The organism is Vibrio astriarenae, from assembly GCF_010587385.1.
Classification (GTDB): domain Bacteria; phylum Pseudomonadota; class Gammaproteobacteria; order Enterobacterales; family Vibrionaceae; genus Vibrio; species Vibrio astriarenae.
This window is the reverse complement of sequence record NZ_CP047475.1, coordinates 2506583-2533483: the sequence shown is the minus strand read 5'-3', so window position 1 is coordinate 2533483 and position 26901 is coordinate 2506583. Positions and strand designations below refer to the sequence as shown.

Here is a 26901-nt window from a genome sequence, read left to right as displayed (position 1 = left end):
TATGTCAGATTTACTGCATAAATGTTAAACCCGCTGCTTGAGATGATATTTGTACACTGTTCATAATGGCTGGGACTAATAAAATGTTATAAATTTGGTTTTTGAACACCGTTTTATTGTGGGTAAAAAAAACTCAAGGGCTTGTTTGCTATGGGGTTGATGGATGAGTCGAACTGACAGGCTAAATTGTGACAACAAAATCTCAATTTAGTTTCATTGCGATAGCCTGAGAAGCTTTGGGAATAATAAATAGAGGATTGGAATCCAGATCACGCGATGTGATTAGCAAATAGCTGACTTAGATCGATCAATTTAGATGATTTACCGCGAGAGTTTGTTTACACTCAACCCACCAACCAAATTCAACACACAACCTGGTTTTATGACTGGGGGGTGTTTTTTTGTCCAAAGATAACTTTGGCTTAGGGGTATATATAATGGAAAAGGTTCCAATGACTGTTCGTGGTGCAGACCTTCTGCGCCAAGAGCTTGATCGCTTACTTAAACTTCGCCCACAGATCTCTGAAGCTATTGCTGAAGCGCGTGAACTTGGCGATTTGAAAGAAAATGCGGAATACCACGCTGCGCGTGAAGAGCAGGGTATCTGTGAAGCGCAAATCCGTGATATCGAATACAAGCTATCTGTTGCTCAAATCATTGATGTGACGCAGATGGACAACACGGGCAAGGTTATTTTCGGCTCAACAGTGACGCTGATTGATGTGGACACAGATGAAGAGAAAACTTACCAAATCGTTGGCGATGACGAAGCAGACATTAAAGCTGGCCGTATTTCAGTGAGCTCGCCAATTGCTCGTGGTCTGATCGGTAAGATGGAAGGCGATGAAGTCATGATCACCACTCCTGGTGGTGCGAAAGACTTTGAAATCGATAGCGTAGAGTACATCTAAGCGCTCGCATATCGAGTCTTGGTCATACATGAGCTACAAAAAAAGGTCGCAGCTGCGACCTTTTTTATTCGATGTCTACACAGAGCACTTGATACAGGGTACCGGTTACTTGCGTGGAAGCTCGATTTTGCGCTCTTCAGTTTGGCGGTACAGGACAAGCGTTTTGCCGATAGTCTGTACTTTCTCTGCGCCAGTTTCACGCACGATAGCATCGATGATTAGGTTTTTAGTTTCACGGTCTTCCGATGCAACTTTTACCTTAATCAGCTCGTGGTGGTTTAGAGCGATTTCAATTTCCGCTAGAACAGCCTCTGTCAGTCCATTTGCGCCAAGTAGCACAACTGGTTTTAGAGAGTGTGCTAGGCCTTTTAGATGCTGCTTTTGTTTTGTGCTTAGGTTCATTACGCGGCCAATTTTCTTTACTATAAGGGTTGAAAACCTCTATTTTACCGCCATCTATGGTGGAAGACTATAATTTATTAAGCAATATCCCCCTCTCACGGATCATCGCGACGATTTTTATTTTCATTTTTTCCCAATAATCACAGAGTTAGCCTATGCTCTTTAGTAAGGAGGAGAAATGACGTATCGCTGCGTTTCTATTTGTTTGGGTGATAGGTTGAGCCTATTGAAGCAATAGCTCCTATTTGTGTCTTATTGGGATTAGAATGAGCAAACAAAAACATTCGGCCAGTTCAGGCCGTTGGCTGAAGGAACACTTCGACGACAAGTATGCAAATGAAGCGAGAAAGAAGGGTTACCGTTCTCGTGCATATTTCAAAATGGAAGAGATCCAAACGAAAGACAAATTGTTGAAACCAGGAATGACAGTCGTCGATCTGGGTGCAGCACCTGGAGGTTGGTCACAATATGCGGCAAAAATCTTGGGTGAACAGGGACAAGTGATTGCTTGTGACTTACTGCCGATGGATCCTATTGCTGGGGTAAGTTTCCTCCAAGGGGACTTCCGTGATGATGCGGTACTTGAAGCGTTACTTGAAAGAATTCAACCATCCATGGTTGACGTAGTAATGTCTGACATGGCACCAAACATTGCAGGCAACAATTCGGTTGATCAACCACGCGCTATGTATTTGGTAGAGCTGGCATTGGATATGTGTCGACAAGTTCTAGCGACTAATGGTAGCTTTGTGGTTAAAGTCTTCCAAGGCGAAGGGTTTGATCAATACGTCAAAGATGTACGTGAAATGTTCAGAACTGTGAAAGTGAGAAAACCTGACTCTTCTCGAGCGCGTTCTCGTGAAGTCTTTATCGTAGCCACTGGTTACAAAGGTTAACTATTTGCCCATTATGGCAAGCGTTAACAGTATAGCTACAGCCCATAAACTGTAGTACCCTACCTTTAATTACAATTAGTTATCGAGAGGCTGACACCTTGAGTGACATGGCAAAAAATTTAATTCTGTGGCTCGTCATCGCTGTTGTTTTAATGTCAGTATTCCAGAGCTTTGGCCCTGGTGAAAGTAGTGGCAGAACAGTGGATTACACCACATTTGTACAGGAAGTTGGCCAAGGCCAGATTCAAGAAGCGACCTTCAAAGATAGTGAAATCACTTTCACTCGTAGAGGTGGCGGCTCCCGTTTCGTAACATACATGCCAGTCTATGACCAAAAGGTTCTAGACGACCTAATCAACCAGAACGTGAAAGTTCAGGGTACACCACCAGAAGAGCAAAGCCTACTTGGCTCGATCTTCATCTCGTGGTTCCCAATGATTCTGCTTATCGGTGTGTGGATTTTCTTCATGCGTCAGATGCAAGGTGGCGGCGGCAAAGGCGCAATGTCTTTTGGTAAGAGTAAAGCGCGCATGATGAGCGAAGAGCAAATCAAGACGCTGTTCTCAGACGTTGCTGGCTGTGATGAAGCAAAAGAAGACGTAAAAGAATTGGTGGATTACCTACGTGATCCAAGCCGATTCCAAAAACTGGGCGGTAAAATTCCAACAGGTGTGCTGCTAGTTGGTCCTCCTGGTACAGGTAAAACGTTACTTGCGAAAGCGATTGCCGGTGAAGCGAAAGTACCGTTCTTTACTATCTCTGGTTCTGACTTCGTAGAAATGTTTGTTGGTGTTGGTGCATCTCGTGTGCGTGACATGTTCGAGCAAGCAAAGAAAGCTGCACCGTGTATCATCTTTATCGATGAGATTGATGCGGTAGGCCGTCAGCGTGGTGCTGGTGTTGGTGGTGGTCACGATGAGCGTGAGCAAACATTGAACCAAATGCTGGTTGAAATGGATGGTTTTGAAGGTAACGAAGGTATTATCGTTATTGCAGCAACGAACCGTCCAGACGTACTAGACCCTGCACTTCTTCGCCCTGGTCGTTTTGACCGTCAGGTTGTGGTTGGTCTTCCAGATGTCCGTGGCCGTGAGCAGATCCTTAAAGTTCACATGCGTAAAGTGCCGCTAGCGGGTGATGTTGAGCCATCGTTGATTGCCCGTGGTACGCCAGGCTTCTCTGGTGCTGACCTTGCTAACCTAGTAAACGAAGCGGCTCTATTTGCTGCACGTGGTAACAAACGTAACGTATCTATGGTTGAGTTCGAACTTGCGAAAGACAAGATCATGATGGGTGCAGAGCGCCGCTCAATGGTGATGTCTGAAGACACGAAAGAGTCAACGGCTTACCACGAAGCTGGTCACGCGATTGTTGGCCGCTTGGTGCCAGAGCATGACCCTGTGTACAAAGTATCGATTATCCCTCGTGGACGTGCACTGGGTGTGACGATGTACCTACCAGAGCAAGACCGCGTTAGCATGTCTCGCCAGCATCTAGAGTCAATGATTTCTAGCCTGTACGGTGGTCGTCTAGCAGAAGAGCTTATCTACGGTGTTGATAAAGTATCGACAGGCGCTTCAAACGATATTGAACGTGCGACAGATATTGCTCGCAAGATGGTGACACAATGGGGCTTCTCTGAAAAACTCGGTCCACTGCTGTATGCAGAGGAAGAGGGTGAAGTCTTCCTAGGACGTAGCGTTACTCAGACTAAGCACATGTCTGATGATACGGCGAAACTGATTGATGATGAAGTTCGTCAAATCATCGACCGCAACTACGACCGTGCGAAGAAGATCCTTGAAGAGAATATGGACATCATGCACACAATGAAAGATGCACTGATGAAATACGAAACCATCGATGCAGGTCAAATTGATGACTTGATGGAACGTAAAGACGACATCCGTGAGCCTGCGGGCTGGGGTGACCAAGTGAAAGCGGCGCCAGAAGCAAAGCCTCAAGAAGCGAAAGCTGAAGAGAAGAAGCCTGAAGCGGATGCGGAAGCTAAGTCTCAAGAACCATCAAAAGAGCCTTCAAGTGACAAAGATGGTGAGTAATCTTCTCTTAGATTAATCTAACTAATAAACCCCGAACTTGTTCGGGGTTTTTGTCTATTTAGTGATTATGTTTATCCAATCAAAACAAAAGCAACTCGACCTATCGACTCCACGTGTGATGGGCATTCTCAATGTGACTCCTGACTCATTTTCTGATGGCGGTAAGTTCAATTCAATTGACGCTGCACTAAAACAAGCACAAGCCATGATTGATGCTGGTGTGAGTATTATTGACATCGGTGGCGAATCGACGCGACCAGGTGCACCAGAGGTGAACTTAGAAGATGAATTAGCACGAGTCATTCCGGCAATCAAAGCGATCAGGAAAGCACATCCTGAGGTTTGGATCTCCATTGATACTAGCAAAGCGCAAGTGATGAGGCAGGCAGTGGAACATGGTGCGGATCTTATCAATGATGTGCGAGCACTGCAGGAACCAGGTGCTTTAGAAGTTGCTGCTCAATGCCAGGTCCCAGTCTGTTTAATGCATATGCAAGGTCAACCAAGAACCATGCAGCAAGCGCCTCATTATGATGATTTGCTGGCAGATGTGACAAGCTTCCTCAACGAGAGAACCACGGCTTGTGAACAGGCTGGGCTTAAGAGAGATATGTTGATTCTTGATCCAGGGTTTGGGTTTGGTAAAACGCTTGAGCATAACTATCAGTTGCTTGAGCATCTTGACAAGTTTCACCAACTAGGGCTGCCACTTCTTGCGGGTATGTCTCGTAAGTCGATGATTTTTAAGCTGCTGGATAAAGCACCAGCAGAGAGTGTGAATGGCAGCGTGGTTTGTGCCACAATAGCCGCCATGAAGGGTGCACAAATTATTCGTGTGCATGATGTGAATGAAACCATAGAAGCGATGAAGATTGTTTCTATGTTAAAAGCAAGCGGCGTTTAAGACGGCGATTGTTTGACGACAAATTTATAGATAAGAACAACGAAGGTTATAGAGTATGTCGAATCAAAGACGTTATTTTGGTACAGATGGTGTCCGTGGCAAAGTGGGTCAATACCCGATCACGCCGGATTTTGTACTTAAGCTTGGCTGGGCTGCGGGCCGTGTACTTGCAAAACAAGGCACGAAGAAGGTTATCATTGGTAAAGACACGCGCATCTCCGGCTACATGCTTGAATCTGCACTGGAAGCGGGTCTTGCTGCTGCGGGTCTAAAAGCGACACTAACTGGCCCAATGCCAACACCTGCGGTTGCTTACCTAACCCAAACTTTCCGTGCTGAGGCGGGTATTGTCATTTCTGCCTCACACAACCCGTACTACGATAATGGTATTAAGTTCTTCTCGGCAGAGGGGACTAAGCTCCCTGATGATATTGAACTCGCGATTGAAGCAGAGCTAGATAAAGAGATTGAGTGCGTGGAATCGGCCCTTCTGGGGAAAGCAATGCGCTTAAACGATGCGGCTGGTCGTTACATTGAGTTTTGTAAGAGCACTTTCCCTCACGAGCTGAGCCTTAAAGACCTGAAAATTGTCGTGGACTGCGCGCATGGCGCAACTTACCACATTGCCCCTTCGGTATTTTCAGAGTTAGGCGCTGAAGTTATCGCGATGGGCGTTGAACCAAACGGCACTAACATCAACCACGAAGTCGGTGCAACCGATGTACGTGCAATTCAAAAACGAGTGGTGGAAGAGAAAGCACACTTAGGCCTGGCATTTGATGGTGACGGTGACCGTATCATCATGGTTGATCACCTGGGTAACAAGATTGATGGTGACCAAATTGCTTACATCATTGCTCGCGATGCATTGCGTCGAGGTGAGCTGAAAGGTGGGGTTGTGGGGACGCTCATGACTAACCTGGGTATGGAAAATGGCCTCAAGCAGCTGGGTATTCCATTCGTCCGAGCCGCAGTGGGTGATCGCTACGTTATGGAGCAATTGCAGGCGAAAGGCTGGAAGATCGGTGCAGAAAACTCAGGCCACGTTATTTTGCTTGATAAAGTGACCACGGGCGATGCGATTGTTGCAGCACTGCAAGTGTTGGCATCTGTTGTGGGCAGTGAGATGTCTCTAAATGAGCTTTCTCAAGGCATGACGCTTTATCCGCAAGTACTAGAAAACGTGCGTTTCTCTGGAGACTCAAACCCACTTGAAGCAGATGCTGTTGTAACAGCAACAAAAGAAGTGGAAGAGAAACTCGGCGACAAGGGCCGCGTTCTTCTGCGTAAGTCTGGTACCGAGCCATTAATCCGAGTGATGGTGGAAGGTGAAGATGCAGAGCTTGTACAAGCGAGCGCAACTAAGATTGCAGACGCAGTTAAAGCCAGCTTTTAAATTATCTTTCAAATGAGATAATTAGTGATGAGCGGTAAGGGATATGTGTGTACAATAACCTTACCGCTGATATTTTGAGCGGTTGATTGTAATATCCCGTTTTTTTGTTAAATATCTCTTGTCAGAGTATATTGCTTCGGCTAGTATTGCCTCCGCCTTCAATGAGGAGGTCGCTTGAATGACGCTGACGTTCATCTCAATTGAACGCAAAGCGTATTTAGCTGAACAATTTAGACATAGGTGGAAAATATGTTTCAGGTTCTACTTGTGATTTATCTGTTGGCGGCGCTTGGTGTCATTGGCCTTGTGTTGATTCAACAAGGTAAAGGCGCAGATATGGGAGCTTCTTTTGGCTCTGGTGCTTCAAACACTGTGTTTGGTGCAACGGGTTCAGGTAACTTCCTAACACGTATGACAGCACTTTGTGCGACAGTATTTTTCGTGATTAGCTTGGCTCTAGGTAATATGTCAACACATAAACCTGAGTCAGACTGGATTGACCCAAGTCAAGGTCAAGTTATCCAGCAAGCTGATGACGCTGTGAGTGATATCCCTGCTGAAAGCGGTGATGAGATCCCACAATAAGAATTTGAGTTTTAATTAACTCTATGCCGAGATGGTGAAATTGGTAGACACGCCAGCATGAGGTGCTGGTGCCTTTGGTGTGAGGGTTCGAGTCCCTCTCTCGGCACCATGTTTTACAAACTTGTAAAAAGCAGGCTTGAGCGTATAATGCTCAGCAAGTCGGACGCGGGGTGGAGCAGCTTGGTAGCTCGTCGGGCTCATAACCCGAAGGTCGTCGGTTCAAATCCGGCCCCCGCAACCAATTCTTAGTGGATGAGTCAATCGATGATTGTTTCAGCATTAAGATGTTGCAAGTTTGGCAGTGCGAGTCACTGCGGATTGAGTCATACTCAATCTATCAGGGTCCAGCAACAAAAAACCCCGACTTTTCGGGGTTTTTTGTTATCTGAATTTTGTGAATTCAGGTAATGCATGGAATTTAAATTGGGCTCTTATGCCCTTTTTTTGTTTCTGGAGAACGTCTAAATGACAGGTTTAGAGCGACAGCTGATTGAAATGCTTGAAGCGCCGGTAGAGGCTTCAGGTTACGAACTGGTAGGCATCGAGTTTATTCGTGCTGGCCAACACTCAACATTACGTATCTTTATTGATCACGAAAATGGAATTAATGTTGATGATTGTGCGGAAGTAAGCCACCAAGTGAGTGCAGTTATGGATGTTGAAGATCCTATCTCTGTCGCTTATAGCTTAGAGGTATCTTCTCCTGGACTTGATCGACCATTATTTAAAGCTGCTCACTATGAGCAACATATTGGTCAAGAGGTTAACCTCGTACTAAATATGGCTGTTGGCAACCGTCGCAAGTGGAAGGGCACTATCCACTCAGTTGATGGCGATAACATCACGTTAACTGTTGATGGACAGAACGAAGAGTTTGTGTTGAGCAATATTTCTAAAGCCAACATCATTCCTAAATTTTAGTTCTCCACGAGACATTTAAGCTTAAGAGGCTAGATAAAAATGAGCAAAGAAATTTTAGCGGTAGTTGAAGCGGTTTCTAACGAGAAAGCGGTACCTCGCGAGCGTATTTTTGAAGCGCTTGAAACGGCACTAGCAACTTCTACTAAGAAAAAGTACGAATTCGAAATTGAAGTTCGTGTGGAAATTGACCGTAAAACGGGTGAATTTGAAACTTTCCGTCGCTGGGAAGTAGTAGAAGAAGTTGAAAGCCCAACTCGCGAGATCTCTCTAGAAGCTGCACGCTACGAAGATGAGACAATCGAAGTGGGTGGTTTCATCGAAGATGACATCGAGTCAGTGACTTTCGACCGTATTACGACACAGACAGCGAAGCAAGTTATCGTGCAGAAAGTACGTGAAGCTGAGCGTGCTCAAATCGTTGAGCAGTTCATCGACAACGAAGGTGAGCTAGTAACAGGTATCGTTAAGAAAGTTAACCGTGACACGGTTATCCTCGACCTAGGTAACAATGCTGAAGCGGTTATCTTGCGTGATGATCAACTTCCTCGTGAAAACTTCCGTCCGGGCGACCGTGTTCGTGGTCTTCTTTACAAAGTTGCTCCTGAAGCTCGTGGTTTCCAACTGTTCATCACTCGTTCTAAGCCAGAGATGCTTGCGGAACTATTCCGTGTTGAAGTACCAGAGATTGGCGAAGAGCTAATTGAACTAAAAGGTGCTGCACGTGATCCAGGTTCTCGCGCAAAAATCGCGGTTAAAACCAACGATAAGCGTATTGATCCAGTAGGCGCGTGTGTAGGTATGCGTGGTGCACGTGTACAAGCTGTTTCTGGTGACCTAGGCGGTGAGCGTATCGATATCGTTCTTTGGGACGATAACCCAGCACAATTTGTTATCAATGCAATGGCACCAGCAGACGTTGCTTCTATCATCGTTGATGAAGATGCAAACTCAATGGACATCGCTGTTGAAGCAGACAACCTAGCGCAAGCGATTGGCCGTTCTGGTCAAAACGTTCGTCTAGCGTCTCAGCTAACTGGCTGGACTCTAAACGTAATGACGGTTGAAGATCTGCAGAAGAAACACCAAGAAGAGTCTCAAGCTTCAATTGAGAACTTCATGAAGCACCTAGATATCGAGCAAGACTTTGCTGAACTGCTAGTTGAAGAAGGCTTCTCAACGCTAGAAGAAGTTGCTTACGTACCAGTAAACGAACTACTAGAAGTTGACGGTCTTGACGAAGGTCTAGTAGAGGAGCTACGTAGCCGTGCCAAAGACGCACTAACGACACTAGCTCTGGCGCAAGAAGAGTCTTTCGATGGTCTAGAGCCAGCAGAAGACCTACTAGGCCTAGAGGGTCTAGAGCGTGAAATGGCATTCAAACTTGCTGCTAAAGGTGTAGCAACACTTGAAGACCTAGCAGACCAAGGTATTGATGATCTAGAAGGTATTGAAGGCCTAACTGACGAGCGTGCGGGCGAGCTAATTATGGCTGCGCGTAACATCTGTTGGTTTGGCGAAGAAGCATAATTTCAGCGAGGAGGGAGCTATATGACAGAAGTCACAGTTAAAGCTTTAAGCGAAGAGATTGGTACACCAGTTGAGCGCTTAGTAGAACAACTTGCTGATGCAGGCATGAAGAAAGCAGACACGGATATCGTTACGGAAGATGAGAAGCAACAACTTCTCTCTCACCTGAAAAAAGAGCACGGCGATACGTCGGGCGAATCTGAACCAACACGACTTACGCTGCAACGTAAGACTCGCAGCACGCTAAGTGTTGCAGCAGGTGGCGGCAAGAGTAAGGACGTTCAAGTAGAAGTGCGTAAGAAGCGCACATACGTGAAGCGCAGCACTATCGAAGACGATGCAAAACGTGAGGCTGAGGAAGCAGCAAAACGTGAAGCTGAAGAGCTTGCGAAACGTGAGGCTGAAGAACAAGCCAAACGCGAAGCTGCAGAGAAAGCACAGCGCGAAGCCGAAGAAAAAGCGAAACGAGAAGCGGATGCAAAACGTGAAGCTGAAGAAAAGGCAAAACGCGCCCAAGCTGAAAAGGCCAAGAAAGAAATGAATGCAAAAAATGCGGATGCAAATACGCAAGCGAAGAAAGAAGCTGATGAGCTAAAACGCCGTCAGGAAGAAGAAGCGCAACGTAAAGCGGAACAAGAAGCAGCGAAGCTTGTTGAAGAAGCGCGTAAACTTGCAGAAGAAAACGAAGCTCGTTGGTCAGAAGAAGAGACCAAGAAGAAAGAGCTAGAAAACTCTGATTACCATGTGACAACTTCTACTTATGCGCGTGAAGCTGAAGATGCAGCAGACCGTAAAGAAGAAGGCGGTAACCGTCGTAAGAAGAAGAAGCCAGCTCGCGATGACAACCCACGCGGTGGTCGCAACCAACGTGGCGGCAAAGGCCGTAACAAAGGTAAGCTAGCGAAACCAACTTCAATGCAGCATGGCTTTGACAAGTCAGCGACAGTAGCGAAGCAAGACGTTGTTATCGGTGAAACGGTTGTTGTTTCTGAACTTGCTAACAAGATGGCAGTGAAAGCAACAGAAGTTATCAAAGTAATGATGAAGATGGGTGCGATGGCAACCATCAACCAAGTGATTGACCAAGAAACTGCTCAACTTGTCGCAGAAGAGATGGGTCACAAGGTTATTCTACGTAAAGAGAACGAGCTAGAAGAAGCTGTACTGTCTGATCGTGACAACGATGCAGAAGTGTCTCCACGTGCACCAGTTGTGACTATCATGGGTCACGTTGACCACGGTAAGACATCGACGCTTGACTACATCCGTCGTACACACGTTGCTTCAGGCGAAGCGGGTGGTATTACACAGCACATCGGTGCTTACCACGTAGAAACTGACAACGGTATGATTACCTTCCTTGATACTCCTGGACACGCGGCGTTTACCGCAATGCGTGCTCGTGGTGCTCAAGCGACAGATATCGTTGTTCTTGTGGTTGCAGCAGACGATGGCGTAATGCCACAAACGGTTGAAGCTATCCAACACGCGAAAGCGGCTGAAGTGCCTCTAATCGTTGCTGTGAACAAGATCGATAAAGAAGATGCGAACCCAGATAACGTTAAAAATGAACTTGCTCAGTATGACGTTATTCCAGAGGAGTGGGGCGGTGACAACATGTTCGTTCACATCTCTGCGAAACAGGGTACAAACATCGACGGTCTTCTAGAAGCAATCCTACTTCAATCTGAAGTACTTGAGCTAACAGCGGTTGCTGAAGGCATGGCTTCAGGTGTTGTTGTTGAATCTCGTCTAGACAAAGGTCGCGGTCCAGTAGCAACAGTACTGGTTCAATCTGGTACGCTAAACAAGGGCGACATCGTTCTTTGTGGTCAAGAATACGGCCGTGTTCGTGCAATGCGTGATGAACTAGGTAAAGAGATCACAGAAGCGGGTCCATCTATCCCGGTTGAGATTCTAGGTCTATCTGGTGTTCCAGCATCAGGTGATGAAGCAACAGTAGTACGTGATGAGCGTAAAGCTCGTGAAGTAGCAAACTACCGTGCTGGTAAGTTCCGTGAAGTGAAACTTGCTCGTCAGCAGAAATCTAAACTTGAGAACATGTTCTCTAACATGGCTGCTGGTGAAGTTGCTGAGCTAAACGTCGTACTGAAAGCTGACGTACAGGGCTCTGTTGAAGCAATCGCTGACTCACTACTGAAACTATCTACTGACGAAGTGAAAGTGAACATCGTTGGTTCTGGTGTTGGTGGTATCACTGAGACTGATGCAGTACTTGCTGAAGCATCTAACGCTATCATCCTTGGCTTTAACGTACGTGCTGATGCATCAGCTCGTCGTGCGATTGAAGCTGCAAGTGTTGACCTACGTTACTACTCAATCATTTACCAATTGATTGACGAAGTGAAACAAGCAATGGGCGGTATGCTTGCTCCAGAATTCAAGCAAGAGATCATTGGTCTTGCTGAAGTACGTGACGTATTTAAGTCACCAAAACTGGGCGCAATCGCTGGTTGTATGGTAACGGAAGGTGTTATCAAGCGTAACAACCCAATTCGCGTACTGCGCGACAACGTTGTTATCTACGAAGGTGAGCTAGAATCACTACGTCGCTTTAAAGATGACGTTCAAGAAGTTAAGAACGGCTACGAATGTGGTATCGGCGTTAAGAACTACAATGATGTTCGCGTTGGTGACCAAATCGAAGTATTCGAGATTGTCGAAGTTAAACGTACTCTAGACTAATGGACAAACATGACTAAAGTTATCTTGTATTGAGATACTTAGTGATGGGTTGTTGAATACACCATGGGGGGCTGGTATTTACCATCCCCCCATTCTTGCTAATAAGAGTAAATATTATGTCAAAAGAATTTAGCCGCACACAGCGTGTAGGCCAGCAGCTACAGAAAGAGCTTGCTATGATTCTTCAGCGCGAAGTTCGTGACTCGCGCCTTGGAATGGTCACTATTTCTGACGTTGAGGTATCTCGTGACCTTGCGTATGTAAAAGTGTTCGTTACCTTCCTATGTGTCGGTGAACAGACACCTGAATCTTGTCTAGCGGCATTGCGTGAGCACGAAGTTCACATTCGCATGATGCTAGGTAAGCGCATTCGTCTGCGCCTAACGCCAGAGGTCCGCTTTTACTACGACAACACTTTGGTTGATGGTATGCGTATGTCTAACCTAGTGACTGAAGTTGTCAACGAAGATAAGCGTAAGCTCGAAGAAGCAGGTCGCTCTGATGAGCAGCCTTCTGAAGGAGAAGAGAAGTAATGGCTCGTCGTCGTAAAGGTCGTCCAATTAACGGTGTTATCCTGCTAGATAAACCAACAGGTATTTCATCAAATGATGCGCTTCAGAAAGTAAAGCGTATCTACTTTGCTGAAAAAGCGGGACACACAGGGGCTCTTGACCCACTTGCGACGGGCATGTTGCCTATCTGTCTTGGTGAAGCGACCAAGTTCTCTCAGTTCCTTCTTGACTCTGATAAGCGGTACCGAGTGATCGCTAAGCTAGGTGAGCGTACCAATACCTCTGATTCAGATGGTGAACTGGTTGAGACTCGCCCAGTGGATGTCAAGCTTGAGAAACTGGAAGCGTGCATTGATCAGTTCCGTGGTGAATCAGATCAAGTACCATCGATGTTCTCTGCACTGAAATATCAAGGTAAGCCACTCTATGAGTATGCTCGTCAAGGTATCGAAGTACCACGTGAAGCGCGTAAAATCACGGTTTACGAGATCATTCTACATCGCTTTGAGGGTGATGAAGTAGAGATGGAAGTCCACTGCTCGAAAGGGACTTACATTCGTACTATCGTTGATGATCTGGGAGAGATGCTGGGCTGTGGTGCACACGTAACCATGCTACGCCGTACGGGTGTTGCTAAGTATCCGTATGAGAAGATGGTGACCCTAGAGCAGCTGAACGAGTTGCTTGAGCAAGCACATCGCGAAGAGAAAGCTCCGAAAGAGTTGCTTGACCCACTGCTGATGCCAATGGATACCGCTGTTCAAGATCTGCCAGAGGTCAATCTTAATGCTGAGCTCACGGATTTAGTTCAACATGGGATGCCAGTACAGGTGTTTGGGGCTCCAGAAGGGACGCCACTGCGTATGACTTCCGGTGAAGAGAAGCTTTTCATTGGGGTTGCTGAAGTAAACAAAGATGGCAAAGTGGCCCCTAAGCGTCTAGTTGTATTTCGCGACGAAGTAGAGTCTTAGTCAAAAGCTTGCTGAGTTTATGACAATAAAGCCGAAGTCTATTCTTGTGTAGAATTGCTTCGGCTTTTTGTTTGGTCCGAACCCTAGAAAGCGGCCTCTATAGTGCGAGTAGGTTCGCGTCTTTAAGCTTACTGCGCAGCTCATTGGCTCGCTTGCGGTTAACTCCAAAGTCTGAGTAACCGGTGCGTGACTCCGAGCGTACCACAAGGTTATTGCCCTCTATTTTTAACTCAAGATCATCAACAAAGCGCATGATTTTAGAGGTGCACTCGATACGTAAGTAATTGCCTTCCTTTTCAGCCGTTTTTGCTCCAGCTAAGGTTAGGGCAATCGACTCAATATCATCGATGGTTGTATCCGCCTTGAGAGTGTATGGGGCAATGCTGTGTTTCTCTCTGTTGTCGATTGTTGAGACACAATTGGGTTTATCACCACATGGGCTGGCTGTGCGATCGCTCATCTGTTCAACTCCTTGACTGCATGCTGTTAGCGTAAACGCCATCACAGCAATGAGAGCACTGTTTTTCATTATTCATTTCCTGTTTTAGACATCCAAATAGTCGAGAATGCCTTCGGCGGCTTTTCGACCTTCATCAATCGCTGTTACCACTAAATCTGACCCTCGTACGGCATCACCGCCAGCAAAGATCTTTTCATTGGTGGTTTGATATTGAAACTCCTGTTCATGACTGGCTTTGATGCGACCCCACTGATCTATCTCAACACCATAAGGCTCAAGCCAGCTCATCTGATGGGGTTGGAAACCAAACGCCATGATAATCGCATCTGCCGCTAAGATATGCTCACTGCCTGGTACGGGCTCAGGTCGGCGACGGCCTGCTGTATCGGGGTCGCCCAGTGCGGTTTTTACTACTTTAACGCCAATTGCTTTGCCTTGGCTATCGACTTCAATGGAGATAGGCTGAAGATTGAACATAAAATTGACGCCTTCTTCGCGTGCGTTCTTCACCTCTCTGCGCGAGCCCGGCATGTTCTCTTCATCTCGACGGTAGGCACAAATAACACTGCTAGCACTTTGACGAATCGATGTACGCACGCAGTCCATCGCAGTATCACCGCCACCAAGAACCACGACCTTTTTGCCCGCCATATCGATAAACGGCTTGCTATCATCAAGGCCCATGACCTTATAAGTGTTGGAGATCAAGAAGGGGAGAGCGTCATAAACGCCTGGGGCATCTTCATTGGCTAAGCCAGCGCGCATATTTTTGTATGTGCCAACCCCTAGAAAAACGGCGTCATAGTCGTCCACGAGCTGTTGCATGTGGATATCTTTGCCTACCTCGATATTGAGCTGAAACTCGATCCCCATCTCTGTAAAAATACGACGGCGATTTTCCATGACCCCTTTTTCAAGTTTGAAGGAGGGAATGCCAAAGGTAAGTAGCCCCCCAATTTCAGAGTAGCGATCAAATACGACCGGTTTGACGCCATTGCGCACTAGAATATCTGCAGCGGCAAGTCCTGCAGGACCAGCGCCAATGATGGCGACTTTTTTATCTGTCCACTCTACTTGCGACATGTCAGGCTTCCAGCCCAACTCAAATGCTTTGTCCGTAATGTATTTCTCAATATTGCCTATGGTGACGGCGCCAAAGTCATCGTTGAGGGTGCATGAGCCCTCACAGAGGCGATCTTGAGGGCACACTCGCCCACAGACCTCAGGCAGGCTGTTGGTTTGGTGGGAGAGCTCTGCAGCTTCAATGATACGACCCTCATTAGCCAGCTTTAACCACTGCGGAATGTAGTTGTGAACCGGGCATTTCCACTCACAATAGGGGTTACCACAATCCAGGCAGCGGTCTGCTTGAGCAGTCGCCTGTTGTTTGGTAAACGGTTCATAGATTTCAACAAACTCAATTTTACGAATCTTAATCGGCTTTTTCGCTGGGTCTACGCGCTGAACATCAATAAACTGGTAAACATTCTGGCTCATAATCATTATCCTCCTTGATAACTCAACTATTGGGCTTGAACGCGCAGTTCAGCGGCGCTTCGACTCTGATGACCAAGCAGGGTGTTGAGATCAGCTGCTTTGGGTTTGACGAGGTAAAACTTCGGAATCCACTCATCAAAGTTGGCTAAGATGGCTTCAGCATGGGCTGAGCCTGTCTCTTCGAGATGCTCGGCGATCAGACCACGCAGATGCTCTTGGTGAATATTGAGGTCGGATAGGGCAATGGCCTCTACAGACTCGGTGTTGACTCTGCCAGCAAACTCACTATTTTGGTCCATGACATAGGCAAAGCCCCCGGTCATCCCTGCGCCAAAGTTAACCCCTGTTGCCCCCAAAATAGCGACGATACCACCAGTCATATACTCACAAGCATTGTCACCCGCGCCTTCGATAACAGCGATAGTACCCGAGTTACGTACACCAAAGCGTTCTCCAGCAAGACCTGCTGCAAACAGTTTGCCTCCTGTTGCACCATACAGGCAGGTATTACCAATGATAGAGGCTTCATGGCAGTGAAAAGCAGTGCCTAGGTGGGGCTTGATGACGAGCTTGCCTCCAGCCATGCCCTTACCAACATAGTCGTTCGCATCACCCGTTAGGTAAAGCTCGACTCCGCCAGCGTTCCACACGCCGAAAGACTGGCCTGCAGTACCATCGAGATGAATTTTTATCGGCGTCGCAGCCATTCCCTGATTACCGTAACGTTTGGCGATTTCACCAGATAGACGAGCCCCAATCGAGCGGTCAGTATTGATCACATGGTAGAACAGATGAGCGCTGTGTTGGTTTTCAACTGCTACTAATGCATTGTCGAGAATCGTTTGGTTTAGCGCGCCTTTATCAAAGGGAGTGTTTGGCTCAGTCCAGTACAGTGGATGTCCTTCAGGGGACTCTGGCTTGGTGATAATATCAGATAGGTCGAGTTTGGTTTGCTTAGCGGTGTAACCATCAAGCGCTTCCAATAGATCAGTACGACCAATCAGGTCTGTGAGCTTCTCTACACCGAGCAGAGCGAGCAGCTCACGAACCTCTTCAGCAAGGCCAGTGAAGTAGTTGACCACCATATCGGGTAACCCTTTAAAGTACTCACGACGCAGGGTTTCATCTTGAGTGGCCACACCGGTCGCACAGTTGTTAAGGTGGCAGATTCGTAGGAACTTGCAGCCCATAGCAACCATTGGAGCCGTGCCAAAGCCGAAGCTCTCGGCACCGAGTATTGCGGCTTTGACCACATCTAATCCGGTCTTTAATCCCCCGTCTACCTGCAGACGAATTTTATGACGTAGCCCATTAACGACAAGTGCTTGCTGCGTCTCTGCTAAACCGAGTTCCCAAGGGCTACCCGCGTATTTCACCGATGTCAGTGGGCTTGCTGCGGTACCGCCGTCGTAGCCAGAAATGGTAATTAGGTCAGCATAAGCTTTGGCGACGCCGGTAGCGATAGTGCCAACGCCTGGCTCAGAGACCAGTTTGACGGATACTAAGGCATTGGGGTTGACCTGCTTAAGGTCGAAAATGAGCTGGGCTAAGTCTTCAATAGAGTAGATGTCATGGTGTGGGGGCGGCGAAATGAGTGTCACTCCTTGCACGGAGTACCTAAGTTTTGCGATCTCTGCGGTGACCTTATGTCCAGGAAGCTGGCCACCCTCTCCAGGTTTAGCGCCTTGGGCGACTTTTATCTGTAGAACATCAGCATTGGTGAGGTAGTGTGGTGTTACTCCGAAGCGCCCTGATGCGACCTGTTTGATGCGTGAATTACGATTGGTGCCGAAGCGACGCGGGTCTTCGCCCCCTTCACCTGAGTTTGAATAACCACCCAGATGGTTCATCGCCATGGCTAGTGCTTCATGAGCTTCTGGGCTGAGCGCGCCAATTGACATGGCTGCAGAATCAAAGCGTTTGAATAACTCGCTCGTTGGCTCAATTTTCTCAAGTTGAAGTGGCTCTTGTGCAGGCTTGAGTTTGAGCAGATCGCGTAAGGTCGCGATAGGTCGTTGATTGACTTGCTGGGCAAAAGAGCGGTAGTCGTGATTATCACCCGATTTCACCGCAGTTTGCAGCGTGCCGACGACATCAGGATTGTAGGCATGATACTCGCCACCATGTACATATTTGAGCAGGCCGCCATGTTCAATTGATTTACGTTTGGCCCAAGCTTTGCGAGAGAGGTTGAGAAGGTCTTGCTGAAAGTCCTCGAAATCAGCGCCTTGAATACGCGTTGTCACGCCCTTAAAGCACGTATCTACAACGGCTTGGCTCAGTCCTACGGCCTCAAACAGCTGTGAGCAACGATAGGAAGCAACGGTCGAGATCCCCATCTTGGACATGATTTTATACAGACCTTTGTTGATTCCTGATTGATAGTTGGTCATGACCTCACGGTAGCTTTTGTCTAAAGCGCCAATATCTATCGATTTGCTCAAGGTTTCATAGGCTAGGTATGGATAGACGGCGGTCGCGCCAAACCCAAGCAATACTGCAAATTGGTGCGGATCTCGAGCTGTAGCTGTTTCTATCACGATGTTGGCATCACAACGTAAATTGGCCTCGGTTAGGCTGCGCTGAACAGCGCCTACAGCCATAGCTGCAGGTATCGGTAGTTTGCCTCTAACTAATGCGCGGTCAGAGAGGACAACCAGCACAGAGCCGTCACGAACCACTTGTTGTGCTTTGTCGCATAACATGTTTATGGCCTGCTCAAGAGAGTGGATTTGTGGATCGTAGTTAATGTCTAGGATGGTGTTGCGGTAGTGTTCATCACCGAGCTCTAATAGCTGCTGCATGTCAGAGTAGAGCAGCACCGGAGAGTTAAATGTCACGCGATGAGCGTGGCCATCGGTTTCACAAAAGACATTCATCTCTTGGCCGATACTCGTCGCCAGCGACATCACGTGCTTTTCGCGCAGTGGGTCTATTGGTGGGTTTGTCACCTGGGCAAATTTTTGGCGAAAATAGTCCGTCACGAGCCTCTCTTTTGATGAGAGCACGGCCATTGGTGTGTCATCACCCATCGAGCCCACGGCCTCTTGTCCCATATCTCCTAGCACTAACAGGACTTGATTGACCTCTTCATTGGTCATCGCAAACTGCTTTTGATATGTGGCGAGCAGGTGGTCATCAAAGCTGCGAGCACCGACTGACTCATCACTGAGTTCACTCAGCGGTTTGAGGGATTGAACATTGTTGGTCATCCACTCTTTATAGGGATGTCGCGACTTAAGATCGTGATCGATCTCTTCAGACTGCCAGAGTTTGCCTTGCTTGGTATCGACCACTAGCAGCTCACCGGGGCCCACACGCCCTTTGGTGGAGACTTCATCTGGCGCATAATCCCAAATGCCTACCTCTGAAGCGAGGGTAATAAGGCTGTCTTTGGTGATCACATAGCGAGCGGGTCGCAAACCGTTGCGATCAAGATTGCAGGCGGCATAGCGTCCATCCGACAGGACAATACCCGCAGGGCCGTCCCAAGGCTCCATATGCTTGGAGTTAAAGTCATAAAAGGCGCGAAGATCGTCGTCCATATCCGGGTGGTTTTGCCAAGCTGGTGGCACAAGCATGCGCATTGCGCGGAAGATATCCATGCCACCGGCTAAGAACAGATCTAGCATATTGTCCAGGCTCGAAGAGTCAGAGCCTACCTCGTTAACGAAAGGGGCTGCAGTTTGCAAGTCGGGCAGCAGGGGGGACGAGAACTTATAGGCACGAGCACGAGCCCACTGACGATTACCTTCAATAGTGTTGATCTCACCATTGTGTGCCAGATAACGAAATGGTTGAGCAAGAGGCCAACGAGGTTGAGTATTCGTGGAGAACCTTTGGTGAAATAGGCAGATCGCAGACTCCATGCGAAGATCAGCAAGATCAAGGTAGAAGCGAGGTAGATCGGCGGGCATACACAGGCCTTTGTAGACGATCACCTGAGTGGAGAGGCTACAAATATAGAAGTCGCTGTCGTCAGTAATCTGTTTTTCAATTCTTCTTCTGGCAATGTATAGACGGCGCTCAATGTCTTTCTCGCGCCAGCCTGCCGGGGCCGAGATGAACACTTGTTGGATATTAGGCAGCGAGTTCGCGGCAATCGGGCCCAGTACGTCAGAGTTTGTTGGTACGTCTCGCCAGCCGGAAACAGTGAGTGTTTCTTGCGCCAGTTCTCGATTGATAATGTCTTTGGCTGATTGGGCTTTGATTGGGTCTTGGCTAAAGAAGATCATGCCTATTGCATACTGCTTGCCCAGATTGAATCCTTGCTCTGATGCGATCAGCCGTAAGTAAGAGTCCGGCTTTTGCAGTAATAAACCGCAACCATCACCGGTTTTTCCATCGGCGGCAATACCACCTCGGTGGGTCATTCTATCGAGTGCATATATGGCGGTGCGCACTAGCTTGTGGCTGGTTTCGCCTTGCATATGAGCGATTAAGCCAAAGCCACAATTGTCTTTGTCCAATGAGGGGTCATATAACGCCATTGCAAACTCTCCCTTTGCTTCCTGCATCCATGCAGGGTTGGTCTGCTCATGTGACGGTGACGAATTGCATTGTGTGTTGAAGATGAATCCGTTTACTGCCTTGTCTGAGCGCACACAAATGAGGGTATAAACCTTCATTTGTGTTGAATTTGTATGTAAAAAAAATGTTGTATAAATAATTGTCGATTTAACAACCTATATCTAGAGCCCATTGAGGTCAAGTATTTTGAACGGCGCAAAATGTATTCAATATTGAATTGCAGACAAAAAAAGACCAGCCAACTGGCTGGTCAAATTAAAATGGAAGGAATCTATAGTTTAAGCTGAAAGCATCATCGAGTTGGCTTTAGCTTCAAGGTTTGAGTTGCCCATTAGGTAACTATCAATGGCAATCGCACATTCACGACCTTCATTGATACAACGTACAACCAGTGATTGGCCGGTACGCATATCACCTGCGGCAAATACACCTTTCTGGTTGGTTGCAAAATCTTCGGTTGCAACATTACCGCGCTCGTCGAGCTTGATATCTAGCTGAGCAAGTACGCCCGTCGGCTCTGGATGTAGGAAGCCCATTGCTAAGAAGGCCATATCACACGGAATCACACGCTCAGAGTTAGCCACTTCTTCAAAAGTAGGGCGCTCACCTGGCGCAGCGTCTTTCCATACGATGTCCGCGATACGTAGACCCGTTACCTGACCTTCATCGTTGCCGATGAACTCTTTGGTCAGGATGTTCCAGTGACGATCACAACCTTCTTCGTGCGAAGTGGTGGTTTTCATGATCATCGGATACTGAGGCCAAGGCATATTCGCAGGACGCTTCTCTGGTGGAATCGGCATGATCTCAACCTGAGTCACACTTGCTGCTTTGTGACGGTTAGACGTGCCCACACAGTCAGAACCCGTATCACCACCACCGATAACTACAACATGTTTGTCTTTAGCGTGAATTTCTTCACCCTTAAGATCCATGTTGTTCGCACGGCGGTTGTTTTGACCTAAGAACTCCATCGCAAAATGGACGCCTTGCAGTTCGCGACCTGGAACTGGAAGATCGCGAGGAACCGTTGAACCGCCAGTCAGTAGCACGACATCGAACTCTTGACGAAGCTGAGCTGCATTCACGTCAACACCAACGTGCTGGTTCACTTTGAATTCAACGCCCGCTTCTGCCATGAGATTGATCTTACGATCAATCACATCCATACCCAGTTTGAAATCTGGGATACCAAAGCGCAGTAGACCGCCCACTTTTTCATCGCGCTCAAAGACCGTCACAGAGTGACCCGCACTATTGAGCTGCTCTGCCGCGGCAAGACCTGCTGGGCCAGAGCCGATAATCGCCACTGTTTTACCAGTGCGCGAGCGAGGTGTCTTAGGTTTAGCGTACCCTTCACGGTACGCAGTTTCTACGATGGTTTTCTCGATGTTACAGATAGTGATTGGGTCTTGGTTAATACCCAACACACACGCACTTTCACAAGGAGAAGGACAAACACGGCCTGTGAACTCAGGGAAGTTATTGGTAGAACTTAAGATGTTCCAAGCCTCTTCCCAACTATCACGATACACTGCATCGTTAAACTCAGGAATGATGTTACCAATCGGACAACCGCTGTGACAGAAAGGGACACCACAGTCCATACAACGCGATGCTTGAGTATTGATCTTGTCACCAAACTCTTCGTTGAGAACAAACTCTTTGTTGTTTTCGATACGAACAGATGGGTCGAGCTTCTTCGGAAGCTCACGACCATGTTCTAAAAATCCAGTAGGCTTACCCATTATACGGCCTCCACTTCTGCTTGCTCTGCTTGTGCCTTGCGCTTTTGTAGCACTGCTTTGTAATCACGTGGCATAACTTTCACCAGTGATGCAAGGCTTGCTTCAAAGTTGTCTAGGAAAGACTGAGCAACTTCACTTCCTGTGAATTCAACATGCTTAGTCAACATGTCGAGTAGTAATTCTCTATCTTCTTGTTCGATTGGATCTAGGTCAACCAGTTCAGGGTTTAGCTTGGACTCAAAATCACCAGACTTATCCCAAACATACGCGACACCGCCACTCATGCCTGCTGCAAAGTTGCGGCCAGTAGAGCCAAGGATAACGGCAACACCACCAGTCATGTACTCACAACCGTGATCACCAACACCTTCAACGACCACTTTCGCACCAGAGTTTCGAACACAGAAACGTTCACCAGCCATACCACGGATATAGGATTCACCTGAGGTTGCACCGTAGAAACAGACGTTACCGACTACGATATTGTCTTCAGCGACAATGGTGGACTTCGCATTAGGATAGAGCACGAGCGTACCGCCAGAGAGGCCTTTACCCCAGTAGTCATTCGCATCGCCTTCCACTTCGAACTTCACGCCTTTGGCAAGGAAAGCACCAAATGATTGACCTGCAGAGCCATTGAATTTCACGTTCATTGGCTGTGGTAGACCAGCGTCTTTGTAAACTTTTGAGATTTCGTTCGACAGCATGGTACCTGCAGAACGGTCCGTATTGATGATCGGGAACTCAGCGTTCACGGCTTCGCCCTTCTCAAGCGCAGGAATGGCTGCTTGAATCAACTTACGGTCAAGAACCTCTTCTAGGTTGTGGTTTTGCTCTGTTTGGTTGAACACGCCATCATCTTCACGTGCTTGCTCGATGTGCAGCACAGGAGACAGGTCTAGGTTCTTGTATTTCCAGTGAGTAATGTCTTCACGAACTTTCAGTTTGTGCGACTGACCTACCATCTCATCGATAGTACGGAAACCAAGCTCAGCCATAACTTCGCGTAGACCTTCTGCCATGTATTGGAAGAAGGTCACGACGTCTTCTACGCGGCCATCGAAGCGCTCACGTAGTGTCTTGTTCTGAGTTGCGATACCCACAGGACAGGTGTTTTTATGACACTTACGCATCATGATACAGCCTTCAACAACGAGCGCTGCTGTTGCTACACCCCACTCCTCAGCACCGAGTAGCGTTGCTACTGCAAGGTCACGAGGCGTCTTCATCTGACCATCAGACTGAACCACGATACGGTTACGTAGGCCATTCTTCAGTAGCGTTTGGTGCGTTTCCGCTAGACCCAGCTCCCAAGGTAGACCTGTGTGACGAATAGACGACATTGGTGATGCACCTGTACCGCCATCGAAACCTGCGATCAGTACAACGTCAGCTTTTGCTTTTGCTACACCCGATGCGATGGTACCCACACCCGCTTCCGATACCAGCTTCACGTTCACGCGGCCTGCGCGGTTTGCGTTCTTCAAGTCGTAGATCAGCTGAGCCAAATCTTCGATTGAGTAGATATCGTGGTGCGGCGGTGGCGAGATTAGACCTACGCCTGGAGTCGAGTGACGTGTTGCACCGATCCAGTCATCCACCTTATCACCTGGTAGCTGACCACCTTCACCTGGTTTCGCGCCTTGAGCCATCTTGATCTGTAGCTCATCTGCGTTAGTTAGGTAGTAAGACGTTACACCGAAACGGCCTGAAGCCACCTGTTTGATTGCAGAGCGTTCCCAATCACCGTTCTCTTTGCGCTCGAAACGAGTTGGGTCTTCACCACCCTCACCAGAGTTCGATTTTGCGCCGATGCGGTTCATTGCTACCGCTAGCGTTGAGTGTGCTTCGTACGAGATAGAACCGAATGACATTGCCCCTGTTGCAAAACGCTTAAGGATGTTTTCGATTGGCTCAACTTCTTCGAGCGGGATTGAGCCTGCTGGGTTTTTAACAAAATCTAGCTGGCTACGTAGCGTTGCAGCGTTATCGCCCTGGTCATCAACGGCTTTCGCGTACTTCTTGAACTGAGCGTAGTCTTTGTTACGTGTCGATTCTTGTAGTAGCGAGATAGTCTCAGGGTTAAACAGGTGTTTTTCACCACGTTGTTTCCACTGGTAAACACCACCAACATCAAGTACTTGTACAGGGATTTCACGTGTTGGGTAGCCAATACGGTGACGGACGAGTACTTCTTTCGCGATATCATCAATGGTAAGACCTTGGATTCGAGAAACGGTACCCGTGAAGTATTTATCAACCACAGACTTGCTAACACCCAGTGCTTCAAAGATCTGTGCGCCGTGGTAAGACTGTAGCGTTGAGATACCCATCTTCGAGAAAATCTTCAACAGGCCGCCGTTAATAGCATTGCGGTAATTGTCGAACAGCTCTTTGATGCTTGCTTCAGGGTCTAGTTTCTTAGTGCGCTGAAGCTCTACCATAGTTTCAATGACGAGGTATGGGTTCACGGCGTTCGCACCATAGCCCACAAGCGTTGCAAAGTGGTGCGTTTCACGAGCATCACCCGTTTCCACCACGATGTCACACTTAGCACGCAATCCCTTACGGATTAGGTGGTGGTGAACCGCGCCAACCGCCAGCATGGCAGGAATCGCTGCGTGGTTAGAGTTAATCGCACGGTCTGTTAGCAGGATGATTGAGTAACCATCAACGACTGCATCTTCTGCGTACTGACAGATACGCTTGAGTGCGCGCTCTAGCTTGCCTTCATCTTCATTCGCTTGGAATACGATGTCTAATGTCTTCGCTTGCAGGTGCTCGTTATCGATAGCACGTAGCTTCTCAAGCTCAGAGTTAGACAGAACTGGTGACTCAAGCTCTACCTTTTGACAGTGCTCTGGAGACTCAGCCAATAGGTTCTGATCCTTACCTAGGTAGGTGTTCAGAGACATCACCATACGCTCACGAATTGGGTCGATTGGCGGGTTAGTTACCTGAGCAAACAGCTGCTTAAAGTAGTTTGATAGATGTTGTGACTGGTGCGAAAGAATCGCTAGCGGCCAGTCGGCACCCATTGCAGAAAGTGGCTCTTTGCCGTCTTTTGCCATAGGAACGATGATTTCGTTAACCTCTTCTGAGCTCACACCGAACGCTTGCTGCTTGTGCAGTAGCTTCTCTGGCGATGGTTGGCTGAACTCGTTGCTCGCTTCTGGCAGCTTCTTCAGGCTCAGTAGGTTCTCTTCAACCCATTTCTCGTAGGGTTGCGCTGATGCAATGCCATCTTTCACTTCTTCATCAGAGATGATGCGGCCTTGCTCTAGGTCGGCAACGAAGATACGACCTGGTTGAAGACGACCACGGAACTCAACGTTTTCTGGCTCGATCTCAACCACACCAGACTCAGATGCCATCACGAGGAAGTCATCTTTGGTCACTGTGTAGCGAGAAGGGCGCAGACCGTTACGGTCAAGGGTTGCACCAACTTGAACGCCGTCGGTGAAACAGACTGATGCCGGGCCATCCCATGGTTCCATCACGTTCGCATGGTACTGATAGAACGCACGACGAGTTGGATCCATGTTTTTGTTTTCTTGCCATGCTTCAGGGATCATCATCATCAACGCATGTGGCAGGCTGCGACCAGAGAGAACTAGGAGCTCAAGTGCCATATCGAAGTTAGATGAATCTGAGCTGCCTTCCTGACAAATAGGCAGTAGCATGTCGATCTCTGCCTGAGTGAACAGGTCAGATTCGATGATTGCTTCACGGGCTTTCATCCAGTTCAGGTTACCGCGAACTGTGTTAATTTCACCGTTGTGAGCAATGTAACGGAAAGGCTGTGCTAGACGCCATTTCGGGAATGTATTGGTAGAGAAACGAGAGTGAACGAGCGCGAGTGCTGTCACCATCGTTGGATTCTGTAGATCGAGGAAGTATTGAGGCACTTGCTCTGTGGTTAGCTGACCTTTATACACCAACGTCTTGTAGGACATTGAGTTGATGTAGAAGTCGTCACCGATGTTAGACACGCTTTCTAAACATACTCGAACCGTGTAGTTACGCAGTACATAGAGTTTACGCTCTAGCTCTTCTGGGGTAATACCAGGGCCACCTGATACAAAAACGTGTTCAAATTGCGGCTCGGTGCTTAGCGGGTCAGCGCCGATCATTGAGTTATCTGTTGGCAGAACTCGGTAGCCAATCACGTCTAACTCAAGGCGTCTTGCGTTGCGTTCTAAGATGTCACGGCACTGTGCGCGTTTATGTTCGTCTTTCGGGAACAGAACGACACCGACGCCATACTTCTCAAAAGAAGGCAGCTTGATACCAAGCTTAACGGCTTCTTCTAATAAGAATTCATGTGGTTTTTGCAGCAGTATACCCGCACCATCACCTGAGCATGGATCGCAGCCTTGACCACCACGGTGTTCCATACGTGCAAGCATATCGAGTGCTTGAGTCACTACATCATGTGATTTACGGTTTTTTAGGTGAGCAACAAAACCGATACCACAGGCATCATGCTCCAACTCGGGAGTATAAAGACCCTGTGCACTTTGCTCTCTATCTACCATAGATACATCCTTCCAGTTTCTAAACGGACGCACTTAGCCAAACGTTTGCCTGCTCTTTAAGTGAGAAACAGGGCCGCTTTATGGGTTCTAAGTGGTCGATTCCTTTTTAATAATGATGATCAACTGCCATGCAGGCAGCCTGATTCCATTCCGTTCCTCGCAGGAAAAATTTTGCGAGAAAAACAATCCTTGGAGATATTGCTAAGTTTTTTATCACTTTCTAGTGATTTATATAGGTGGGTTGCAGTATCTACCGTACGTTTCGTCTTTTAATATTGTCTGTCAAATTACAAAATTATCGGAAACGTGTAAGTATCCTACAATTTTGTATAGGAGT

17 protein-coding genes and 2 tRNA genes are annotated in these 26901 nt (G+C 47.7%); 13 read left to right on the top strand and 6 right to left on the bottom strand.

The features are described from left to right. Positions 1-437: 437 nt before the first annotated feature. Entirely contained in the window at positions 438-911 is a 474-nt protein-coding gene (gene greA, locus GT360_RS11815) for a transcription elongation factor GreA (protein WP_164649068.1), read from the top strand. 105 nt (positions 912-1016) lie between these two features. Here greA and yhbY read toward each other — a convergent pair whose 3' ends face one another. Further along, the gene (gene yhbY / locus GT360_RS11810) at positions 1017-1313 is read right to left on the bottom strand and encodes a ribosome assembly RNA-binding protein YhbY (protein ID WP_164649067.1); all 297 of its coding nucleotides are present in this window, start codon (positions 1311-1313) and stop codon (positions 1017-1019) included. A 266-nt stretch (positions 1314-1579) separates the two neighbouring features. Here yhbY and rlmE point away from each other — a divergent pair, with 266 nt between their 5' ends. From rlmE to truB, 12 genes are all read left to right on the top strand, one after another. Continuing rightward, positions 1580-2209, top strand: coding sequence for a 23S rRNA (uridine(2552)-2'-O)-methyltransferase RlmE (gene rlmE / locus GT360_RS11805; protein WP_164649066.1), 630 nt, complete (start codon positions 1580-1582; stop codon positions 2207-2209). A 107-nt stretch (positions 2210-2316) separates the two neighbouring features. Further along, positions 2317-4269, top strand: a complete 1953-nt coding sequence (ftsH, locus tag GT360_RS11800) for an ATP-dependent zinc metalloprotease FtsH (RefSeq protein WP_204274530.1) — start codon at positions 2317-2319, stop codon at positions 4267-4269. Positions 4270-4336: 67 nt separating this feature from the next. Further along, a complete protein-coding gene (gene folP / locus GT360_RS11795) occupies positions 4337-5173 on the top strand; it encodes a dihydropteroate synthase (protein WP_164649064.1) in 837 nt (278 codons plus the stop codon). A 55-nt stretch (positions 5174-5228) separates the two neighbouring features. After that, entirely contained in the window at positions 5229-6569 is a 1341-nt protein-coding gene (gene glmM, locus GT360_RS11790) for a phosphoglucosamine mutase (RefSeq protein ID WP_164649063.1), read from the top strand. A 249-nt stretch (positions 6570-6818) separates the two neighbouring features. Beyond that, the gene (gene secG / locus GT360_RS11785) at positions 6819-7154 is read left to right on the top strand and encodes a preprotein translocase subunit SecG (protein ID WP_164649062.1); all 336 of its coding nucleotides are present in this window, start codon (positions 6819-6821) and stop codon (positions 7152-7154) included. 25 nt (positions 7155-7179) lie between these two features. Continuing rightward, positions 7180-7263 (top strand) — tRNA-Leu (locus GT360_RS11780). Between the two features lie 55 nt (positions 7264-7318). Beyond that, positions 7319-7395, top strand: a tRNA-Met gene (locus GT360_RS11775). Positions 7396-7619: 224 nt separating this feature from the next. Then, positions 7620-8075 carry a ribosome maturation factor RimP gene (gene rimP, locus GT360_RS11770; protein WP_164649061.1) on the top strand — a complete coding sequence of 152 codons (456 nt, stop codon included), beginning with the start codon at positions 7620-7622 and terminating at the stop codon, positions 8073-8075. Between the two features lie 39 nt (positions 8076-8114). Then, positions 8115-9602: a transcription termination factor NusA gene (gene nusA, locus GT360_RS11765; protein ID WP_164649060.1), complete on the top strand. Its 1488-nt coding sequence runs from the start codon at positions 8115-8117 to the stop codon at positions 9600-9602. 21 nt (positions 9603-9623) lie between these two features. Then, on the top strand, positions 9624-12308 hold the full coding sequence (infB, locus tag GT360_RS11760) for a translation initiation factor IF-2 (RefSeq protein ID WP_164649059.1): 2685 nt from the start codon (positions 9624-9626) through the stop codon (positions 12306-12308). 116 nt (positions 12309-12424) lie between these two features. After that, positions 12425-12841, top strand: coding sequence for a 30S ribosome-binding factor RbfA (rbfA, locus tag GT360_RS11755; RefSeq protein ID WP_164649058.1), 417 nt, complete (start codon positions 12425-12427; stop codon positions 12839-12841). Further along, entirely contained in the window at positions 12841-13791 is a 951-nt protein-coding gene (gene truB / locus GT360_RS11750; protein ID WP_164649057.1) for a tRNA pseudouridine(55) synthase TruB, read from the top strand. The genes rbfA and truB overlap by 1 nt, the downstream gene beginning before the upstream one ends. 97 nt (positions 13792-13888) lie before the next feature. Here the strand turns inward: truB and GT360_RS11745 are convergent, their stop codons facing one another. The 5 genes from GT360_RS11745 to gltB (GT360_RS11725) form a co-directional block, all read right to left on the bottom strand. Then, on the bottom strand, positions 13889-14320 hold the full coding sequence (locus GT360_RS11745) for a DUF1499 domain-containing protein (protein WP_164649056.1): 432 nt from the start codon (positions 14318-14320) through the stop codon (positions 13889-13891). Between the two features lie 15 nt (positions 14321-14335). After that, positions 14336-15748, bottom strand: coding sequence for an FAD-dependent oxidoreductase (locus tag GT360_RS11740; RefSeq protein WP_164649055.1), 1413 nt, complete (start codon positions 15746-15748; stop codon positions 14336-14338). Positions 15749-15774: 26 nt separating this feature from the next. Further along, complete coding sequence (gene gltB, locus GT360_RS11735; RefSeq protein WP_164649054.1) at positions 15775-20238, bottom strand: glutamate synthase large subunit; 4464 nt, start codon at positions 20236-20238, stop codon at positions 15775-15777. 318 nt (positions 20239-20556) lie between these two features. Further along, complete coding sequence (locus GT360_RS11730) at positions 20557-22026, bottom strand: glutamate synthase subunit beta (protein ID WP_164649053.1); 1470 nt, start codon at positions 22024-22026, stop codon at positions 20557-20559. After that, positions 22026-26564 (bottom strand): glutamate synthase large subunit, encoded by a 4539-nt coding sequence (gltB, locus tag GT360_RS11725; protein WP_164649052.1) that lies wholly within the window; start codon positions 26562-26564, stop codon positions 22026-22028. The genes GT360_RS11730 and gltB (GT360_RS11725) overlap by 1 nt, the downstream gene beginning before the upstream one ends. Positions 26565-26901 lie beyond the last annotated feature (337 nt).

What these genes read in the sequence shown, in the direction of transcription:
- glmM (WP_164649063.1), top strand. Translation starts at nt 5,229, where the DNA reads ATGTCGAATCAAAGACGTTATTTTGGTACAGATGGTGTCCGTGGCAAA.
- yhbY (WP_164649067.1), bottom strand. Translation starts at nt 1,313, where the DNA reads ATGAACCTAAGCACAAAACAAAAGCAGCATCTAAAAGGCCTAGCACAC.
- GT360_RS11740 (WP_164649055.1), bottom strand. Translation starts at nt 15,748, where the DNA reads ATGAGCCAGAATGTTTACCAGTTTATTGATGTTCAGCGCGTAGACCCA.
- ftsH (WP_204274530.1), top strand. Translation starts at nt 2,317, where the DNA reads ATGGCAAAAAATTTAATTCTGTGGCTCGTCATCGCTGTTGTTTTAATG.
- greA (WP_164649068.1), top strand. Translation starts at nt 438, where the DNA reads ATGGAAAAGGTTCCAATGACTGTTCGTGGTGCAGACCTTCTGCGCCAA.
- GT360_RS11745 (WP_164649056.1), bottom strand. Translation starts at nt 14,320, where the DNA reads ATGAAAAACAGTGCTCTCATTGCTGTGATGGCGTTTACGCTAACAGCA.
- folP (WP_164649064.1), top strand. Translation starts at nt 4,337, where the DNA reads ATGTTTATCCAATCAAAACAAAAGCAACTCGACCTATCGACTCCACGT.
- rimP (WP_164649061.1), top strand. Translation starts at nt 7,620, where the DNA reads ATGACAGGTTTAGAGCGACAGCTGATTGAAATGCTTGAAGCGCCGGTA.
- truB (WP_164649057.1), top strand. Translation starts at nt 12,841, where the DNA reads ATGGCTCGTCGTCGTAAAGGTCGTCCAATTAACGGTGTTATCCTGCTA.
- nusA (WP_164649060.1), top strand. Translation starts at nt 8,115, where the DNA reads ATGAGCAAAGAAATTTTAGCGGTAGTTGAAGCGGTTTCTAACGAGAAA.
- secG (WP_164649062.1), top strand. Translation starts at nt 6,819, where the DNA reads ATGTTTCAGGTTCTACTTGTGATTTATCTGTTGGCGGCGCTTGGTGTC.
- gltB (WP_164649052.1), bottom strand. Translation starts at nt 26,564, where the DNA reads ATGGTAGATAGAGAGCAAAGTGCACAGGGTCTTTATACTCCCGAGTTG.
- rlmE (WP_164649066.1), top strand. Translation starts at nt 1,580, where the DNA reads ATGAGCAAACAAAAACATTCGGCCAGTTCAGGCCGTTGGCTGAAGGAA.
- GT360_RS11730 (WP_164649053.1), bottom strand. Translation starts at nt 22,026, where the DNA reads ATGGGTAAGCCTACTGGATTTTTAGAACATGGTCGTGAGCTTCCGAAG.
- infB (WP_164649059.1), top strand. Translation starts at nt 9,624, where the DNA reads ATGACAGAAGTCACAGTTAAAGCTTTAAGCGAAGAGATTGGTACACCA.
- rbfA (WP_164649058.1), top strand. Translation starts at nt 12,425, where the DNA reads ATGTCAAAAGAATTTAGCCGCACACAGCGTGTAGGCCAGCAGCTACAG.
- gltB (WP_164649054.1), bottom strand. Translation starts at nt 20,238, where the DNA reads ATGGCGTTATATGACCCCTCATTGGACAAAGACAATTGTGGCTTTGGC.